This is a genomic window from Streptomyces lydicus (genome assembly GCF_004125265.1).
GTDB lineage: Bacteria > Actinomycetota > Actinomycetes > Streptomycetales > Streptomycetaceae > Streptomyces > Streptomyces lydicus_C.
Window position 1 is genome coordinate 3,974,306 of the sequence record NZ_RDTE01000003.1, and the last position, 20,218, is coordinate 3,994,523.

At 74.0% G+C, this 20,218-nt stretch carries 1 protein-coding gene (only partly in view); it reads right to left on the reverse strand.

The window, feature by feature from the left end; translation table 11 throughout:
* On the reverse strand, positions 1-20,218 hold the 3' end of the coding sequence (locus D9V36_RS42655) for a lonely Cys domain-containing protein (protein WP_129294968.1). Its footprint extends 27,524 nt past the window's final position; the window shows 20,218 of its 47,742 coding nt (coding positions 27,525-47,742); its start codon lies off the right edge, out of view — the gene reads right to left on this strand; the stop codon is at positions 1-3.

A 20,218-nucleotide genomic window follows, 5' to 3' on the forward strand; every position in this document is an offset into this window, starting at 1 on the left:
TCACCGATGGTCATCGGCGCCCTCCCCGAAGTGCGGGTTGGGGAGGTAGTCGCCGACGGGCACCCCGTTCTCCAGCCGTTGCGCGCCCTGGATGAAGCGTCGGTGGACGCCTCCGGGGAACAGCACTTCCCACTGGTCGGGGAAGGGGGAAGCGAGGCCCAGAGTGGCGTTCACATCGATTCCGCCGGGAGCCTCGATACCGAAGCGCCAACCACTGTCCCGGGAGGGGCCGGTGGACAGGTTCGCCGTCGCACTGACCCACGCCGAGGTGGACCGGTCATCGCCGTATACGTGGTCGATCGGGTGGATCCATTCGTCTCCGCCCGGCCGCAGCCCATCCTCGAAGACCCGTCGGGCCGACCAGGAGCTGAAGGCGTACAAGGGACCCGCGTGATCGCGCCACTGGGCGGCGGCAAGCAGGTTGTCCGGCGGGAGCAGGAGAGGCGACACCGCCGCAACGGTGGCCGGGTCGACCGGCGGCATCGCGCTGACGGGACCGGTGGCCGGCCAGGCGGCCGGCACCGGCAGGACACCCGAGTCGTTCGGGTCGCCCTCGGCGTCTTGCGCCAGGAGGATCATCCGCAGCCGGGAGGAGGCGACCAGGCCGCGGCCCGCCAAGTACCAGTCCCAGGCGGGGCCTTCACTGTACAGCCGCCCCTCCGCATCCGTCACCCGGCCGGCGGACGGCCCGGCCGGGTTGTACTCACCGCGCAGCCCGAGCCCGGGCAGCTCGGCCACGAACAGGTGCAGGTCCGGATCGTGGTGTCCCCGGCCCCACACCGTGCTGCGCTCCGTGGAGCTGACGAGCGGGGACGGGAACTGCTCCCGGGTGCCCGCGAAGCTCTCGTCGAACCAGCCGTCGACCGAGTACGGCACGCCCCGCGGGATCAGCGCGGCCCGCGCGGCCGGCCCGGCGGGCCCGGCGGGCCCGGCGGGCCGGGTGCGGTACCAGTTGCCCGCCGACCTGGTTGCCCGGTCCGGGAGGGCGGTGAGCCAACTCGGCTCGGCCGGGTCGCCCTCGGACAGCAGGACCGTGCCGCTGTAGCTGACCGCGGTCCGGTTCTCCCGCTCGGAGTACGCCCGCTGCTCCGCCCGCCGGGACTCTGTGCCCGGGCCGGAGGACAACAGCGCGACCCACCGGTCCGGGTCGGCCCGGCGCAGCGCCGGGTCGGCGGCCAGCAGCGCGAACAGCTCCGCGTCGGAGAGCGACACCGTGCCGCCCGGCAGGCGAAGGACGTTGGCGCCGGTCGCTTCGTCGGCGCCGGTCGCTTCGTCGGCGTCGGTATCGGTATCGGTGTCGGTGTGCACGAAGTACGGCGGCGGTCCGCCGTGTCCGGCCCACGGGGCGAACTCCAGCTCGCTGGTGTTCCCGTGGGGCCCGGGTCGGACCGTGTACATCCGCAGCGGCTCCAGCCCGCCGGGCGTGCGCGTGCTGCCGTAGTTGCGGCCCTGGTGGTTCCCCTCGGAGTCCAGGAGCCGGGTGGCGTCCGAGAACGCGCCGAGCCTGCCCAGGTGCAGGAGCGCCACCACCGCCGGGTCGGCCGGGTCCTGCCCGGTGGCGACGGCCTGTTCCTGGAGTTCCGCCAACTCGGCGTACATCTCCGCGTCCCACACGGTGTCCGGGGCGAGGTGCAGCGCCGCGCGGCCCAGCTCCTCCGCCGCGCGGACGTCCTCCTCCGGCGGCGTCACCACGATCTCCGGTACGGACACGGGTTCCGGCTCGGGCTCCGGCTCGGGCTCCGGCGGCGCGGGCTCGGGCTCCGGTGGCGCGGGCTCGGGCTCCGGTGGCGCGGGCGGTACCGGTGCGTCGTCCGTCCTCCGCTCCGGCGGGGTGAAGGGCAGGTGGACCGGGCCGTCGGGGGTGCGCAGGACCAGGGTGACGGGGCGGTGGGCGAGGCCGGTGGCGTGGGCCGCGGCGCCCATGAGAGCCGAGAGGGCTTCGGGGAGTCCGGTGCCCGCGGCCTCCCGCGCGTCGTCGAGCGTGCCGCCGGCCAGCAGGGCGGTACGCGCGCCGAGCAGCGCCCGCCGGGCCGCCGCCGGGACGTCGCCGGGGTCGAACCAGACCTGCGGGGCGGTGTCCTCGTCGGTGAACGCGGCGGCGAGCTGTTCCCCGAAGGACTCGGGGTCCCGCACCCGGTCGGAGGCCTCGTGCGCGGCGAGGACGGCCGGGGCGTCGTAGACGTTGGGGGACGGCCGGGGCGGCATGGCGGCGAGGCCGAGGCCGAGGGCGTCCTCCAAGGTGGCCCGCGCCACGACGTTGCCGGTCACCCACCGGGTGCCCTCGGGGCCGCTGACCTCCAGGAGCACGTGCGCGGTCACCGTGAATCCGAGCACGCCGCTCTCGTCCTGTTCCTCGTCCGCGTTCTGCGACAGGCCCGTGCCGTACTTGATGATCTCGCGGCGGAAGCTGGTGACGCCGGTGGACTGGCCCGTCGTGATGTTCTCGCCCGCGACCGGGACCGAGCCGCTGAAGGTGTCCGTGTTCTCCGTCGTCAACCCGCCGCTCAGCGGCACGTTCACGCCCGGTGAATACGTCTGGCTGCCGGCGGACGAGGCGCTGCGGATGGTGGTGCGCAGCCCCATCAGGGTGATCGAGCGGCTGGCGGACTCGGTCTGCGGCCGGTAGAGGGTCAGCTGGACCGACGCGGAGCCGCCGGACGGCAGCTTGCCGGTGAAACGGGAAGCCTGCGCCGGGGTCAGCGTGACCTTGCCAGAGCCGACGAGGTTGCCGATGCGGAGCATGGTGGCCTCGTGGGACTCCGAGGAGTCCGGCAGGCCCTCGCCGCGCAGGGCCGGGTCAACGGTGCGCAGCGCGTCGGCGAGTTGGCCCACCGCGTCGAAGTCGCCCACGATCAGCGTCTGTTCGGGCGTCCAGCGGGCGGTGTCCGCCAGCGGATCCGCAGCCGGAGCCGGAGCCGGGACTGGAGCTGGATCCGGAGCTGGAGCTGATGTCGGGTCCGTCGTCGGGTCCGCGGCCGGCTCCGGGCGCGAGGGGGGCCGGATCTCGCGCGGGTCGCTCTCGTGGATCTGCGGGGTCAGCAGCTCGGGCGCGGCGGACCACTCCACGGTGCCGTCCTCGCGCTCGTACGGCGTCTCGCTCGCGGGGAAGCGCAGCTTGACGGTGACGGGCGTGCTGGAGACGGGGGTGCCGGACGGGGGCTCCCAGTCCCGCACGGCGGTCTCGGCGGTCGTGGCCGGCTCGGCGGTCGTGGCCGGCTCGGCGGTCTCGCCCTCCGCGTCGGCGGCGGACTCGCCTTCCGCGGCGACGACCGGCCGCTCGCCTGAGGCGGTCAGCGGGCCGAGGGGAATCCCGTCGCCGGAGGCGGTGGCCGGCATGGGCAGTGTCTCCTCCGCCGCCGGGGTGCCCGACGCCCGGCCCAGGGCCCGTCCCAGCCGGCGCGGCACGCTCGTGATGCCGTCGGCCAGGGCGCTGATCAGCCCCCGCAGCCCGGTGGCCTCACTCGCCGACAGCGCGCCCGCGGCCAGCAGCTCGGTCAACTGCCCCAGCGAGACGACCTGGTTGACCAGGAAGCCCGGCACCGTGTCGGGCAGCCGCTGCGAGGAGGCGGCCACCCGGTACTCGTACTCCACCCCGAACTGCGCCGACGGCGCATAGGTACGCAGCCACTGCTGGCGGTTGCGGGAAAGAGTGAGGGAGGTGGAGCGGGAACTGTTCGAGGAGAAAGACGCCGAGACCCCCGCACTGCCCGTATTGCCCGTCCCCGTCGCAACCGTGTAACCGGCCGACGGACTGAGACCGAGGGTGAAGGTGCCCGACCGCGAGGCCGTACGCGACACCGAGCTCGGCGCCGAGGAGTAGATGACCTCCACACCCGACTTCGGGCGCAGCGCACCGCGCACCTCACCCAGTTCGCGGTGCGGCGCCGGACGGGCGTTGACCGCCAGCGTCACCAGGTACAGGCCTCCCCAGCCCCTGTAAACGAAGGTGATCGGCCGCTGCCACTTCTCGGTACCGGTACCGGCCAGCGCCCGCATGCCGATGACCGAACCGACCTCCGCGATACGGGAGTGAAGGCCGTGAACCTGACTGCCGCTGCCCGGGGTGAGCGAACCGGGGGCCTCCCGCGTCGCCTCGGCACCAAGCGCCTCGACGAACGCGTCCAGCGCACCGGCCGGGACGGCTTCCGGCACGGTGGCGGGGCCCAGGGCCCGCCCCTTCGAACGGACGAAGTACGGCGGCAGGAGCCGGTCCAGCTCCGGCACCGCGTAGGGCAGCCCGGCCAGCGCCGCCAGCCGCGGATCCTCCCGTACGTCGGTCTCGGACACCCAGAAGACCACGCCGCCCGGCACCCGCTCCGCGCTGGCCCGGGCACCGCGCGGACCGAGCCCGACGGCGTTGGCCGGCGCGTTGCGGTAGCCCTGGGCCAGAGTGAAGAGATAGGTGATGTCGGCGCGGAAGGCGTGCAGCGGTTCCCTGGCGTCGGCGTTCATCCGGTCGGTGAACACGCCGTCGGTGTCCGTCTCGCTCCACGACACCGAGAAAGTCTGGCCCCCGCTGCCCGTGACCGTGCCCGAGGCGTCCCCGGCGGTGCGGGTGCCCGAACCGCTGAATCCGAGCTGCACGGTGCGCTTGCCGCTCCTGCCCCGCCAGGCCGAGTCGGCGGCGGTGACGTCGCTCTCCATCCAGTCCAGGTTGCCCCCGAAGTCCTCCCCCGGCGGGAGGCCGGGCCCCTCGTAGACCACGTCGTGCAGGTAGCCGCGCACCTCCCCCTGGGTGTCGGTGCCCAGCAGGGAGCCGGCCGCCCCGGCGTCGAAGGCGTAGACGCCGCGCAGGATCTGGTGGGACCGGGCGAAGATGACGGTGCCGGACAGGGCGGCCCGGCCGGCCTCCTGGGCAGGGCTCTCCGGGTGCGTCAGGGACTCGCCGAGTGTGACGTCCTTCAGCCACTGGGCGGGCCGGGTGACGAACGACGGCAGCATCCGGCCCACCTGACTGCCGTGCTCGGCGGTCCAGTTCACGATCCGGGCCAGCGCCCCGGGTTCGGGGCTGCCCTGGGGGCGGCCGCCCGCCAGGAACCGTTGGAACGCCGTGAACAGCTCGGCGCTGCCGAACGCCACCGTGACGTGCGCGGCGGCCGGGAGCAGCAGGGCCTCCTCGGGCCGGTTGCCCTCCTCGTCCGGTTGCATCCGGGCCAGCCGGTAGTCCTCATCGGTGGCGGGCCGGCTGGTGGGCGCGGGGAGCGGGGCCGGCCGCTCGGCGAGGGTGCGGGCCAGCGGGACGGTCACCGCGAGGTTGCCGCCCCGCGCGGCGGACGTCCACACGGGCTCGGTGCCCCGTCCGAAGTAGAGCTCCGCGGAGTGGGTGACCGGGATGTCGAACTGGGCGAGGCCGGTCTGGGGGTACAAGAGCATGTCCAGGCCGAAGCCGGCGGAGGAGCCGGCCGTGTCCGCGCGCTGCCCGGCGATCGAGGCGCTGGAGGGGATGCCGCCCTTCATCGTCGTGTCGTCGGAGACCGGGCCGTGAGCCTCACCGGAGAAGTCACCGGACAGCGTGTGCGTGGAGGTGACCGACTCGCCGCTCGCCGTCGACATGCCGTTGCCGGTCAGCGAGGACCAGTTCGGGAAGTTCCTGCGGTGGCGGGGGTAGGTGCCCTCCTGCGGCTTGGCCCGCACCACCGCGCAGGCCCGCCAGCTGTCGTACTCGAAGGGCAGGTCGAAGTAGAGCGCGTGACCCGCGCCCACCATGTCCCGCGAGGCGCAGCGCAACCCGACCTGCGAGCGGGCCAGGGACAGCTTGCGCTGGTTGGCCGCCCAGGCCTGGAGGATCTTCTTGCGGCCCGCCTCGTCCATCCAGGACAGCGACCGGCGTTCGGCCGGGGGCAGCAGATGGAAGGTGCGCAGCTGAGTCTCCAGCTCCTCGAACTGCTCGTCGGCACCGGTGATTTCGAGCGGCGTGGCGAACATCCCGAGCGAGCGCAGCTCCAGCGTCTCCGGCGGCAGGTGCCGCTCCTGGCCCGGCAGGACGGGGACGCCGTCGACCTCGGCCCGGCTCGGCACCCGCAGGAGGTGGCTCGCGGGCCGGCTGAAGGTGAAGGGATCGGTGCGGCCGCCCTCGGGGAAGACCAGTACGGCCTCGAACTCGATGTCCGCCTCCACCAGGAGCTGCGGGTTCTCGCTGACGAGACCGAACCAGTCATACGCCGTCCCGCCCGAGTTGAAGGCGTGGTCACGCTGGTACTGGTAGGCGCCGGAGAAGGCCGGGCCACCGCCGACGCCCGAGCCGCCGGGGTCCGCGAAAGCGGGGGCGAGGGAGAAACCCGGCTTCACCGCGTTGGACACCGTGTGGGAGTTCTTGACACCCACCGTGTAGAACACGCTGTTCTCCAGCATCACGTTCTTCGACCTGGCCAGCACCTCGGGGTTCAGCCACGTCAGCCGCGCCCTGACCTCCATGAAGCCCAGCGGGTCTCCGGCGCGGTCCCGCAGCACCGGTGACGGGTAGGCGTTGGCCAGCATCAGCGGCAGCCCGGCACGCTGGTTGTTCTCCGAAAGGAACTCGCCAAGCTCCCGGGCCGACTCCGGCGACAACCGGCGCAGATGGGGGCGCAGTTCATCGGCCGCGACGATCTCGTCGTGCAGCGCGGCCGGGTCGCGCACGGTGTCCACACGCATCGGCAGCACCCCGCCGGCGAGGGTCTGCGGATCGGCCGGCAGCTCCTCCTCCGACGCGAAGAGCGAGCCGAACGGGCGCGGCTCCGGGTCCCGGGTGAGGTAGTCCGGGAACAACACGGTGAGCCGGCCGGGGGCGGGCTCGGGCACGATGTCGCCCCAGCCGTCGTCTTCGGCCGCCTCGTCGGTCACGGGGGCGGGGGCCGGGGCAGGGGCAGTGGCAGTGGCAGTGGCAGTGGCAGTGGCAGTGGCAGTGGCAGGGTGCGCGCCGTCGAGCGGCTCGACCTTGATCTGCGACGCCATGCCGTAGTCGTAGGCGCGCGACGATTCGGCGGCGAAGGCCAGCGCGGACGTCGTCATGTAGTCCCGCACGACCGTCACCGAGGTGGCTTCCTGGTTGTGCGTGAACGTCAGCTTCGGGGTGAAGCCCAGGGACGCCAGTCCGGGGATCCCCGAGGCGTTGAGCGGCCAGGTGTGGCCGTAGGAGAGCGGGATGCTCCGCACCGTCTGCCGTCCGCTGGTGTCGCTGGACGTGACGGTGGTCTTGTTCCGCTCCTCGATCTGGATCCGCTGCCCCTCGGGCACGTCGGGGGCCATCGCCGGTGCGGGCCGGGCATCGTCGAGATCGAGCCGCCAGGCCACCTGGTACCGGCGGCCCCGGTAGGTCACGATCCGGACCATGCCCTTGACGCTCAGCGCATACGGCAGCTCCTCCAGCACCGCGTCCTGGGTGTACTCGGCCGCCACCTCCTTCTCCAGCGCCGCCATGCCGCGCTGATCCTGCGCCTCCAGGTCCCCGGCCGTCGCTCCCTCGACCGCCTGGTGCACGGCGCGGACGGCGGCGCTGATACGGGCGCGCTCCCACTCCAGCGTCTCGTCCGGGAACGGCATGACATGCACCGAGCCCAGGAGCCCGCGATGCCCGCGGCCGAAGTCCGCGACGAGGGCGGAGGGGGCGTCGGCGTCGGACTCAGGGTCGCTGTCCGGGTCGTGGTCCGACTCGCCATCCGGGTCGTCGTCCGGGTCGCTGTCCGGGTCGTCGTCCGAGTCGCCATCCGGGTCATCATCCGGATCGCTGTCCGGATCCGAGTCGGGCGCCGGTTCCGTGTGCTGCTCGGCGGGCGGCGACGTGGGGTCGGGGGCGGGCAGGTCCTCGGGCGCGGATCCGGAAGCGGGCCCGGACTCGGACTCCGGCGCGGACTCCGGCGCGGACTCGTCGCGCGGCCCGTCGCCGTCCTCCACCGTCGCGGGGGCGGCGGACTCGCGTACGGGAGGCGGCACGGACAGGGAGGACACCTCCGGGACCGGGAAGGGCGGTCGGGGACGCGCGGTCTCCCAGCCCTCGTCGGCCGGCGCCGGCGTTCCCGTGCCGTCCGTGCCGTCCGTGCCGGGGCGGAAGGTGAGTACCGGCAACCCGCTGTCGCCCACGCCGGACAGGTCCGTCGGCACCCTCGTGAACAGCACCCTCCGGCCGAGCCTGGCGGCGGCCCGCTGCGCCACCAAAGCGACGAACGGGTTGACCTGCGACAGGCTCAGCACGACGGGAGTGGCCGGCTTCCACAGCAGCAGCTTGCGATCGGCGGCCAGCATCTCCAGCCAGGTGTCCACCGACACCCACTGCTCCACTCCGGCCACCTCGATCCGGACGAGGTCCGGGTCCGTCGGGTGCAGGGCGGCGCCCGCCAGGAAGGGGCACGGTCCGCCCGTCCAGGGCGCGTCCTCCAGCCCGGCGGACGTACGGATCCGGGACAGGTCGACGCGCATGGGTCGCGGGCCCGGCCGGAGGTCCCGCCCGCAGCAGTCGAACCCGCGCCCGCTTTCCGCCACCCGCTCCAAGGTGGCCTGGTCGGAGACGGTCAGTACCAGTGAGTCGCCGTCCTGCGCGCCGAGCCGCTCCAGGCGGTGGGCGGCGACCGCGTCCGGGTTGGACCCGTCCCAGCCGGCCGCGTACGCGTACGTGAAGTCCCTCCGCAGCTCCGCGTGCGGAGCGTCGTCCGGTTCGATGGCCGGGTCAGTGGCGGGGTCAGTGGCCGGGGCGATGCCGAGCACCGTCGGCAGCAGCGCGTCGGCGTCGAGTGCCGCCAGCGTCTCCTCGGCCTTGACCCGGGCCCAGAACATCCGCGAGCGCTCCGCGTCCGTCACGGCGTCCCGGTCCATCCGCAGGGCATCGGCGGCCTCGTCCGCCAGGTCCGCGCCGCTCGTCCAGGCGACCGCCCGGTCCACCGCGTCCGGGAGCCCCGGCACGAAGTCCCGCAGCGACGTGCCCGCCCGCTGCCGCCCGGCCGCCACCAGCACCGCACGGTACGCACCCTGGTCCGGATCCGCACCACCCTCCGGCCGGGCCGCCACCACCCGGTGGAACATGTCCAACGTGAACCGGCCCAGCCCCCTGAACCGGTCGTCGGCCCGCCACATGTCGTCCAGCGCGGCGAAGCCCCTCAACAGCTCCTCGTAGCCGCCGTCCCGCGCCGCCTCGGCCTGCGCCCTGACATTCCAGCCGAACACCAGCCGCAGCGCCCGCACCCCGCGCAACACCCGCAACCGGACCTCCGCCGACGCCTCACCCGCACCGTCATGCCGGCCGACCACCCCGGCCAACCGGTCCAACTCGGCACCCTTGGGCTCCGGCAGGAAGATCAGCCACCGGCCGCGCCGGCCCCAGGGGTCCGTGTGCAGGACGCGGACCCACCTGCCGTCCAGCAGCTGAGCGCCGGTCTGCGGACGGTTGGGGGTGCGCACCGCGCGGTTGTCGTTGTTCGCCCTCCGCTGCCCGACGGGGACGTGCGTGAGCGGATCCGGTACGAACGCCTCCTCGTCGGCCCACAGGTACTTGCGCGGCGGAACCGACCGGTCCTCGTAGGCGCCCGGCCGGCAGCCCGCGATGTCGGTCCAGCCGTCGGGGTTCGCGGTCACGCTCGGCCGCCGGCCCCACCGGCGCAGCTCCTCTGTCCCGGACACCTCCCGCTGGCCCTCCAGCCCGGCGAGGAGCAGGCCGCGCTGGCTGGCGTGCAGGTCCTCGTAGTACGCGTCGCGCTCGTCGCCGGGAGCCGGCAAGGAGAACTCCTCCGAGACATCGTCGGCGTTCAGGTCGAGGTGCACGAACGTCCCGGCCTCGCGCAGGTGGCGGCCCAGCTCCTCGTACCCCTCCTCGACCAGGTCCGCGTCCGTGTGGGAGCCGCGGCCGAACTGCTCGCCGGTCCCGGGGTCGATGAGGGCCCGGGTGAACACGTCGCGGAACTCGGCCATCGGGTCGCCGTTCCGCGGGTCGCGTCCCATACCGGGCGGGTTGGGGATCCAGTCGCCCTGCGGCTTCGACGGCCGGTGCTCGACCTGGACGGTGACCGCCTTGCCGGGCTGCACCCGCAGCGCCACCTCACCACTGTGGGCCAGCACCAGCAGACCGGTCCGGTCCGCGAGCCACCGCGGCCAGTCCAGCAGCCCGTCGCCGGCGAGCGGGATCGCCAGCACGATCCGGGTGCCCGGCGGCAGCTCCAGGCGCCGCACGTCGGCGGTCACCAGCTCGGTGAACTCCTCGTGGTCGACGAGCACTTCCCGCCCGCCGACGCCGCCCAGCCGCACGACGAGCCGACCGGCCCGCACGTCGGCCGCCACGGCGTAGGGGCGCGGCACGGGCTTCGGGTCCGCCTGCTGGCCGGCGGCGCGGTGCTTCCCGGTCACATGGACCGGGATGCCGTCCAGGTCCAGTTCGACGACCTCGGACTCGCTGAAGTTCAGGCCGGGGACGCGGACGCCGCCCATCGTGAAGTACCGGCCGTCGCCCGCCGAGGTGTGCAGTTCGTCCAGGTGGAAGGCGGCCAGCGCGGCCAGGCTCGTCGCCCGCCCCGCCGACCGAGCGCGCTCCACCAGGTCGGACAGCTCGGCACGCTGCGGCGCGTCCACCGGCGTGTCCTCGTCCAGGTGCAGGATCTGCCGCGCCGACGCGTCCAGGTCCAGCGGCTGTCCGTCCAGCCGCCGGTCCTGCCCGTGCAGCATGCCCAGCAGCTCCACGGCCGCCGGGGCGGCGTCCGCCGGAGCGGACGTTTCCGGCTCGGCGTCCGTTTCGAAGACGTCCGCGGCGAAGACGTCCGACGCGGAGACATCGGACCCCAGCGCCGCGCGCACCGCGGCGCGGTCGGCGGAGCGGTCGGCGGAGCGGGACACCGGCGGCGGGACGGAAACGGCGTACGCCGCCGGAGAGTTGTCGCGTCGGGGCTCCGTCCATCCCCAGGCGCCGGCGGTCGGCGCGGGCGTTCCGGGCCGGCCCTGCTTCACTTCGAGCAGCGAGCGTCCGTCCGGTCCCCCCTTGACCAGTTCCACCGGCAGGGTCGTCCACCACACCAACCGGCCCAGGCGGTCGGCCAGCAGCTGCGCGAGTGCGGGAGCGAAGCTGCCCAGCTCCGACACGGCCAGCACGACCTCGACGTTCTTCGGACGGTCCTTCAGGAGGCGGTCGGCGGCCACCAGCTCGACGAACGTGCCGAGCGTGATCCGCCGCTCCCTCCCGCCCACGTGCACCTTGATGCGGTCGGGGTCGTGCGGGTCCGGGGTGGCCACGAGCAGGTGGGGGCACCGCACCGGGACGCTCGGATCTGCGGGCTGCCACACGGCGCGCTCCAGCCCGCCCGGAGTCCGGATCGAGGACAGATCCACGTCCCGGTGCTCATCGGCCGGCCCGAAGTTCCGCCCGTCGCCGGGGGTGGTTCCCAGGACGGTGTCCTGCAGGGTGTCCCGGCTCATCGCGCCGTCGATCTCCAGCTCGTGCGCGGCCACCACGGCGGGGTCGGAGGCATCGCGTCCGGCAGCGTAGGCGCCGGTGAAGGCAAACCACAGCTCTTCGCGCAGGAAGTCGTCGGGTACCACCGGTGAGTCGAGGTGGAGCACGTCAGCGAGCAGAGCGTCCGGGTCCACTCCGGGTGCGCGCAGCGTCTCCTCCGCCTTGACCCGGGCCCAGAACATCCGCGAGCGCTCGGGGGCACCCACCTCGGTCTCGTCCATGGCCAGGGCGCAGGCCGTGTCCTCGTCCAGGTCCCCCCGCGCCCGCCACGCCACGGCAGCGTCCACCGCCGGAAGGGTCACGAAGCCGGCGAGCGTCGTGCCGGGCCCGGCCGCTGCGGCCTGGGCCAGTACCGCACGGTACGCGGCCTGCTTCGCGTCGGGTCCGCCCTCGGGGCGGGCCGTCACCACGCGCCGCAGCAGGTCCATCGTGAACGGGCCCAGGCCGTCGAACCGGTCGTCCGCCCGCCACATGTCGTCCAGCGCCGCGATGCCGCGCAGCAGGCCGAGGTACTCCGCCTCCGTGGACGTCCGCTCGATGTCCCAGCCGAACGTCAGCCGCAGCGCCCGCACCGCGCGCAGGGTCCGCACCCGCGCCTCGGTCCGCGCCTCGTCCGTGTCGGCGAGCCACCCCACCTCGGCGGCCAAGTGGTCCAGCTCGGCGTCCTCTGGCTCCGGCAGGTAGATCATCCACTCTCCGCGCCGCCCCCAGGCATCCGTGTTCACGTACCGGACGTACTTGCCGTTGGCCCTCATCACCCCCTGGGAGCGGTTGGCGGTGCGCACCCCGAGGCGGGTGACGTTCGCGATGCGCTGCCCGTGCGGGACCTCTGCCAGCGGATCCGGGACGAAGGTCCCCTCAACATGGTGGGTGATGTCGTATATCGGCGGCATGGACGAGTCCTGGAAGACACCGGTCGAGCACCCCCCGATCGACATCCAGGTGCCGGAAATGCTCTTGCGCCGGTACCAGGCCCGTAGCAACTGGTCGTCGTTGAGCAGCAGTTCGCCGCCGCCGGTCCGCGGCAGAGCTTGTCCCTGGGGGGAGGCATGGGTGTCCTCGTGGGTGGCGTCACTCTCCTTGCCGGGCGCCGGAAGCGGCAGCTCGGCCGAGAGTTCCCCGGTCACGGGGTTGCGGTGAACGAACGTCGTGATCTGGTCCAGATGACGGCCGTCGTCCTCGAACCCATTGGCCAGGTCCCCGGCGGAGTGCGCGGAGCGGCCGATCTGCAAGCCGGTCCGCTCGCTGATGAGGGGCTGGGTCAGTACGTCGCGGAATGCGGCCAGCGGGTCGCCGTCCCGCGGGTCCCACGCCATACCCGGCCGGCTCGCCGCCCAGTCACCCGTTCGCTTCCTCCACCGGTACACCACGTCCACGGTGCTCGCGGCGCCGGGCCGCACCCGCAGCTCCGCCTCACCGCTGTGCGCCCAGACCGTCCGCCCGGTCCGCTCCGCCAGCAGCCTGGGCAGATCCATCAGCCCGTCAGCGGCCCCGGCGAAGGCGAGCACGATCGGGTTGGCGGCGGGCAGCTCCGCCAGCGCCGGATCGGCCGCCACCAGCTCGGCGAACTCCTCGATGTCCAGCTGAGGCGACGACCCGTCCGGCAGCCGCGCCTGGATCCCGTCGGACGAGCCGGCACCCGTCACCACATAGGGCCGCTGCCCGGAGTCGCTCCCCCACGGAACGGTGCGCCCCGGCAGCTCCTGCCACGAGTCCTTGCCGTCCGCCGACTGCCGGTGGACGAACTGGCGGGTGGTGTCCAGCTCCAGGACCTCGGACGCCGGGGCCCAGTTCAGGCCGGGAACCCGGATCTTGTCCTTGGTGAAGTGCCGGGCCCGGTCGCCCGCCACCGTGCCGCGCTCCACCAGGTCGAAGGCCGCCAGCGCCGCGAAGCCCCGCGTCATGCCCGCCTTCCGGGCCCGGAGGACCAGCGCGAAGAACCTCTCGCGCACTGCCGCGTCCACGACCACGCCCTCGCCCAGGTGCAGCACCCGGCGGGCCAGCGCCGGGATGTCCAGTGGCGCCCCGTCCCACCGCCGGTCCTGCCCGCGCAGCACGTCCAGGAACTCCACCGCCTCCGCGTCCGCCTCCAGCCAGACCTCAAGGCCGGCGTGCCGGTCCTTCGCCGCCCGCAGCTCCGCCCCCTTCGGCGCCGCATCCGCCCAGGTGCGGTCCGGGACACTCGCCTCGCCCAGTGTCCTGACCCTGAAGTGCACGGCCTTCAGCCGGTCCTCGGCCGGCAGGTCCTGCTGGAGATCCCGCAGCTCCAGGACGAGGCGCCGCATGAAGGTCCGGAAGGTCCGCTGGGCACGCTGCTCACCGGACTGCCGGGCGTCCGCCTCCCAGTCCTGGCCCGGACCGCTGCGCACGGTGTCGGCGCCGTAGCCGCTGATATCGATCTCCGGCAGCGACACGCCCAGCCGCCGGTTGCGCAGCCCGGCCCGAGCCACCTGCTCCGCCAACCGCCCCACCGTGTCCTCGTCGCCGTCGGTGAACACCGCGGTGAGGGGAACGAACGGCACCAGCGTCGTGTACGGCAGAGCCGGCAGCGGGGCCTCGACCGGCTCGGCGACCGGCGAGGACGGCACGGGTGCTGCCGCCACCGGCGACAACGCGGGCGAACCGGGCGCTCCCACTCCGGGCATCGGCTGCCCGGCCCCCGAACGCGACAGGGACAAGGCCCGCTGCCGGGCCCTGGAGACGCCGGTCGGCGCGGCATGCGGCTTCTCGTCCGGGAGGAGGGACTGCGCCTTCTCCTTCTCCGGCGCCTCGGATGCGGTGTCGGAGGAGGTGTCGGAGGTGGCGTCGGTCTCCGCGTCGGAGGTGGCGTCGGTCTCCGCGTCGGACGCGACGGAGCGTCCGTCGTCCGCCGTCTCGGCGTCCGTCCCGCCGGCCGAATCGATGTCCGTCCCGCCGGCCGAGTCGATGTCCGTCTCGAAGTCCGGGTCCGCGTCGAAGACGTCCGCCGCGTACGCATCCGCCGCGGACACGCCCCCCAGGGCGGCGCGCACGGCGGCGCACGCCGCGGCGGACGGGTCCGGGTACGGGTCCGGCGCGGGGTCGGGGTCGGCGGCACGGCCGCCGGAGTGCGGCACGGGGGGCGGTACCGCGAGTGAGGGTCCCGTCTGCCCCACGGACCGGGGCAGCCTCCGCCGCCAGCCCCCGTCCGGCGGCACGGTCGAGCCGGGCGGGGCCTGCACGGTGAGCACCGGCAGTCCGCTGTCGCCCTTCTCGGACAGGTCCACCTCGTATTCCGTCCACCACACCGTCCGGGCGAGCCGGTCGGCGAACCGCCGCGCCACCTTCTTGGCGTCCGGCCCCAGCCCGTTCAGGCACAGCACGAGGGGAACCTGCGGCCCCTGCTTCATGAACTCGCGGTCGGCCGCGAGCAGTTCGAGGAAGACGTCGAGCGGTGTGTCGTGGTCCGTCCCGTTCAGCCGTACCCGGACGACGGCCGGATCCCGCGGATCCACGGCCCCCCGCACCAGAAGAGGGCTCGGGGACGATGCCACGTGGTCCTTCGGGCTGGTCCATCTGACCTTGCCGAGCCCCCACGGCGTGTGGACCTGGGACAGGTCGACGCGGTCGGGCTTGGGGCCCGGCCCGAAGTCCCGCCCCGGGCTGTCGTACAGGTCGGTGGAGAGAGCAGCCTCCGACTGTCCCGACTGCTCGTTGTCCTCCCGCTCCTTCTTCAGCGCCGTCAAGGTCTCGTCGGTGTAGGCCGCCCTCAGCAGGGTGTCCTCGCTCTGGGCACCGAGCCGCTCCAGGCGGTGGGCGCCGACCACGTCGGGGTCGGACGCGTCCCAGCCGGCCGCGTACGCGTAGGTGAAGGCCGTCGTCACCTGCGCGCGCAGCGCGTCGTTCGGGTCGACGGCCGGGTCGATGCCGAGCACCATCGGCAGCAGCGCGTCGACGTCGAGCGTCTCCAGCGTCTCCTCGGCCTTGACCCGCGCCCAGAACATCCGCGAGTGGTGGGCAGTGCCCACGCGGTCCGCGCCCGTCCGCAGTGCGGCGGCGGCCTCGTCCGCCAGGTCCGCGCCGCTCGTCCAGGCGACCGCCCGGTCCACCGCGTCCGGGAGCCCCGGCACGAAGTCCCGCAGCGACGTGCCCGGCTGCTGCGTCCCGGCCGCCGCCAGCACCGCACGGTACGCACCCTGGTCCGGATCCGCGCCGCCCTCCGACCGGGCCGCCACCACCCGGTGGAACAGGTCCATCGTGAACCGGCCCAGCCCGGTGAACCGGTCGTCGGCCCGCCACATGTCGTCCAGCGCGGCGAAGCCCCGCAGCAACTCCTCGTAGCCGCCCTGCCGCGCCGCCTCGGCCTGCGCCTTGACGTTCCAGCCGAACACCAGCCGCAGCGCCCGCACCCCGCGCAACACCCGCAACCGGACCTCCGCCGACGCCTCACCCGAACCGTCATGCCAGCCGACCACCCCGGCCAACCGGTCCAACTCGGCACCCTTGGGCTCCGGCAGGAAGATGACGATCCGGCCCTCCCGGCCCCAGAAGTCGGTGAACAGCACCCGGACGCGGCGGCCGTTCACCGTGTCGAGGGTGTCCATGCAGGTGGTGGCACGTACCGGCTGCTCGATGTCGTTCGCGATGCGCTGCCCGTAGGGGACCTGTGCGAGCGGGTCCGCGGTGAACTTGCCCTCGTTCGTGTGGGAATCGGCCGTGCTCGGCACGGAGACGTCCCGGTAGTCACCCGTCGCGCATCCCTGGATGTCCATCCAGGGACGGGGCCGCTCCAGCACGCTCTTGCGCCGGTGCCACCGCTTCTGGGGCTCGCGCCCGAACAGCGCCCGCGAAGCACCGTTGCGCAGCGCGAGGTGCGGCCCGCGCGGATCGGCGTGGAAGTCCTCGAAGAACGCGTCGCTCAGCGGGCCGGGCGCCGGCATGGTGAACGGTGCCGAGTACGTGTTGGTGACGGGGTTGTAGTGCACTGCCTCCGTGATCGTGTCGAGGTGGCGGCTCGCCTCCTCGAAGCCGTTGTCGACGAGGTCCTTGCGGTGGAAGGAGCGCCGCCCGATCTGCTCGCCCGTCCGGTCGCTGATGATGGCCTGGGTCTGCACGTCCCGGAACTCGGCCATCGGGTCTCCCTGCAGCGGGTCGAGTGCCAGACCTCGCCGGCTGGGGATCCACTCGCCCTTCCGCTCCCCCTTCCGGCGGATGACGAGCACCGTGGACTCCTTGCCGTCCGGCTGGGCCAGCCCCACCTCGGCGCTGTGGGCGAACACCGTCATCCCGGTCCGGTCCGCCAGCAGCCGCGGCCCGTCCAGCAGCCCGTCGCCGGCGAACGGGATCGCCAGCACGACCGGAGTGCCCCGCCGCGGCTTCTGGCGCCTCACATCGAGCGCCACCAGCTCGGCGAACTCCTCGAAGTCGATGAGCACTTCGCGGTCGTCGTCCAGGCGTACCACGTACTTGCCGTCGCGCATGTCGCCCGCCACGACGTAGGCCTGCGGGGTCTTCCGCCACGGGACACCCGACCAGTGCTCCGTGTAGGTGGTGCTGCCGTCCAGGTCGCGCGTCCGCAACCGGGTGGTGTCCAGGCCGGTGACGGGCCTTTCGCTCCAGTTCAGGCCGTGGGTCCTATGCGCGCTCATCCCCTGGGTGAAGTGCCGCTTCCGATCGGGCGCCAGCACCCCCAGCCTCCGCTCCAGGTGGAAGACGGCCAGCGCCGCCCTGCTCGTCGCCCGTCCCTCTTCCCGGGCTTCCCAGCACAGCGCGTACATCTCGGCGCGCTGTTCCGCGCTCACCTCCGCGTCCTCGGGCAGGTGCAGGATCTGCCGGGTCGCCGCGTCCAGGTCCAGCGGCTTGCCATCCAGCCGCCGGTCCTGCCCGCGCAGCTTGTCCAGCGTCTCCACCGCCGCCGTTTCCGGGTCGTACAGGAACTCCAGCGTCGCCTGCCGCTCGATGTCCGCGGCCCCGGCCGTGCCCACCAGCGCGGCGATCACCGGGTCGCCCTCCGGCAGCCGCACCTGGCCGGTGGCGCGCGTCACGAAGTCGGAGGCGTGCAGGCGCAGTTCCGCGGGCACGCCGGACTGCCGGTCCGCCAGCTCGTCGTCGAGCTCATCCAGGAATTCGTCCCGCGCGGCCTCCGCACGCTCGGTGCCGAGCCGCAGCGCGCTCCGCATCCGGTTCCGGTCGCTGTCGCGCGGCGCGTCGGCCCCGTATCCGGTGAAGTCGAGGTCCGGCAGGGGCACTCCCAGCGCGCGGTTGCGCAACCCCGTCTCGGCCACCCGGACGATCAACCGCTGGAGGGCCGGCGAGAGCTCGGGGGTGTTCGACCCCGCGGCGAACGGCACCAGTGTCACCTCCGGCAGCGGCTGCACCGGCTTGGCGGCCACCGGCTCGGTGTGCGGCGCGGAGGCCGGGCGCGCGGCGGTGCCGGTCATCTCCAGGTCCGGCATCGACTGGCCGGTCCCGGACCGGGCCATGGCCCGCTTCCGGGCGGCATCCTTCCGGGCGGCATCCAGAACTCCAGGGTCCGGCCGGGAGGACGCGGTGGACACGGAGGACGCGGAGGACGCGGAGGGTGCGGAGGACGCGGAGGGTGCGGTGTCGGACCAGGCCGATTCCCGGGCCGCCGGGCCTGCCGTCCGGGGCACCGGCCGGGACGCGGAGGATCGCAGCACCCCGCGCGGCCCGGCCTGGGACCCGTTGGCCGGTGCGACGGGCACCGGCCCGGCCGCGGTCGGCACCGTCCGGCGGCCCGTCGCGGTCTGCGGTGCCGAGGCGGCCGGCGCGGCTACCCGAGCGGGGGCCGCCGCTGCGAACGGTGCGGCCGGCCCCTGCCGGGTGACCATCGTGCCCTGGCGGGCGTCGTAGTAGGTCACCACCCCGCCCGGCCCGGGCCGGGCCCCGGCACCGGGCGCACCCGGGCCGGCGGGGCCCGGGAGGGCGGCCTGCCGCGGCGGCGTGTCGTCGGGGCCGGGGGAGACCCACTCCCCGGTCACCCGCCCGAACCGGCTGACCAGCACGGCCCGGCCGGTGTCGTAGGAGAACGTCACCACCCCGGAGTGCCCGAACGCCTTGTGGCCGGTGTACCGCTCCAGCAGCCGCAGCAGCTTGAGGTCGTTCGCGGCCGGGGACGGGACGATCGCCACGATCGGGATGTTCCTGCCCAGGCGCACCCGTGCCACGTCCGCCGCCACCACCACGGCGGCCTCTTCGGCACTCAGCTCCCGGCGCGACCCGTCCGGCGTGCGCCACTCGATCACGCCGCGCTGTCCGTTGGCCACCCAGAAGTAGGCGTCCCGGCCCCGCCACGGGAGTTCCGCGCCTGCCGGGCCGGGCATCTGGACCCCCAGCTGGACGCCGTCCTCGTCCAGCTGCTTGAGCCCGATACGGGTCGCGTCGAGCCGTACCGTCGGCCGGTCGGTCCGCCCCTCCGCCATCGACTCGTCGATGTTCACCGTGGGGCGGCCCCAGTTCAGGCCGGGCATCCGGCGGCCCCGCGCGTCGGTGAAGTAGCGCTCGGGGTCCGGCGCGTTCCAGCCGAGCCGGTCCAGCACGCCCGGCTTGCGCAGGAAGTAGGCGCCCAGCTCGCCCAGGGTCCGGGCCTGTCCGGCCGCCTCCGCCTCCCCGAAGAGGGCCAGCAGCGCCAGCATCAGGTCCTCGTCCATGTCCACGGACTCGTCCAGTTGCAGCACCCGGCGTGCCTTGTCCCGCGGGTTGCCGGTGCGCGGGTCCTGCCTCACCAGCGCCGTCAGCTTCCGCGACGCGACGGTGGGGTGGTCCGTGGTCACCCGGATCAGCGCCACTCGCCGCTGCTCGCGGTCGGCCATGGCCGGCGGTACGGCCACCGGGCGCGAGACGCCGTTGCGTACGGACACGATCTCCCGTGCCCTCCGCTCGATCTGATCGCCCGTCCACCCCGGGTGCCGGACCGCCAGCTCCCGCTTCAGCGCCTCGCCGAAGACGCTGAGCACCCGCCCCGCCCGCTCATGGCCCCGGGTCTCCGCCGACCGGCCCCTCGACCTGCGCGAGCCGTTGCCGTAACCGGTGATGACCACCTTCAGCTGATCGTTCGAGGCGAGCGCCGCCACCTGCCGCGCCAACTCCGCGATCGGCGCCTCCTGCTCCCGCGACAGGGCCGAGGACGCCCGGTCGAACGGCACCAGGGTCAAGGCCGCCGGCCCGTCCTGGCGCCGGTCCGACGGCCCGCCGTTCGCGTCCGGCGCGTCATCGGACTCCGACTCGTCAAAGTCCGACGAGTCGTCCTCTCCCCCGATGAGGGAGTCCACGTCGACGCCCGCCAACGACCTGTCGTCCTCGTCCGGCTCGCTGCCCTCGATGAGGGTCGACGAATCGGAGTCGTAGGCGGTCGACGCCCCGGAGTCGTAGGCCTCCGAGGCCCCGGAGTCGCCGGCGTCCGTCGTCGGGTCCAGCAGCGCGGGCGCCGGACCGGACGGCGTCGGCGACGCTCCGCCGGCCGGCGCGGCAAGTACCTCGCCGGCGGTCGGCGCCACCGGGGCGGCAGCCGGCGTCCGTCCGGCCGCCGTGACGCCGGGCCCGGCGGGGGCCGCCGGAGCCGCGGCCGGCTCGCCCGGCAGCGGCGCCGACTCCGGGACCGGGTCCGGTATCGGGCGCGGGGCCTCCACCGGCCGGTCCGACCAGCGAGGGGTGCTCTCGGACCAGGCCAGGGGCGCGCCCGGGGTGGTGGACGAGGGCAGCAGCTTGAGCACCACGACGCCGTCCTCGCCGGTCGGAGACAGCTCGGTCCGCACGGCCGCCGAGGCCACGTGCCGCCCGAGCCGCTGGGAGGCCGCGTCGGCGAACCCGGGTGCCCGCTCGTCCAGTTCCGGGATG